The organism is Nocardiopsis sp. MG754419, assembly GCF_018207095.1.
GTDB lineage: Bacteria > Actinomycetota > Actinomycetes > Streptosporangiales > Streptosporangiaceae > Nocardiopsis.
Window position 1 is genome coordinate 1 of the sequence record NZ_QOCZ01000424.1, and the last position, 336, is coordinate 336.

General features: G+C 68.2%; 1 protein-coding gene and 1 tRNA gene. Both read left to right on the plus strand.

What is annotated here, in order from left to right; translation table 11 throughout:
- Nucleotides 1–2: 2 nt before the first annotated feature.
- On the plus strand, nucleotides 3–167 hold the full coding sequence (locus DSY14_RS28395) for a response regulator transcription factor (RefSeq protein ID WP_374224076.1): 165 nt from the start codon (nucleotides 3–5) through the stop codon (nucleotides 165–167).
- A gap of 23 nt (nucleotides 168–190) precedes the next feature.
- Nucleotides 191–266: transfer RNA gene (locus tag DSY14_RS28400), tRNA-Gly, on the plus strand.
- Nucleotides 267–336: the final 70 nt, after the last annotated feature.

Here is a 336-nt window from a genome sequence, read left to right on the forward strand (position 1 = left end):
AGGTGCTGGAGCTGGCCGCCGACGGGGCGCCCGTCGCGGAGATCGCCCAGCGGGCCGCGCTGTCACCGGGGACCGTACGCAACTATCTTTCGTCGGCCGCCACCAAACTCGGGGCCGAGAACCGTCATGCCGCGGTACGGCTCGCACGTGAGCGAGGTTGGGTATAGTTGCTCTCGCGCCTCGGCGCAGTGCGGACGTAGCTCAGTTGGTAGAGCGCAACCTTGCCAAGGTTGAGGTCGCGAGTTCGAGCCTCGTCGTCCGCTCCAGGAAGTCTCCAGAACGCAAGGCCCCGGTCACCTCGACCGGGGCCTTCGTCGTGCGGGTGCGGTCAGCAGC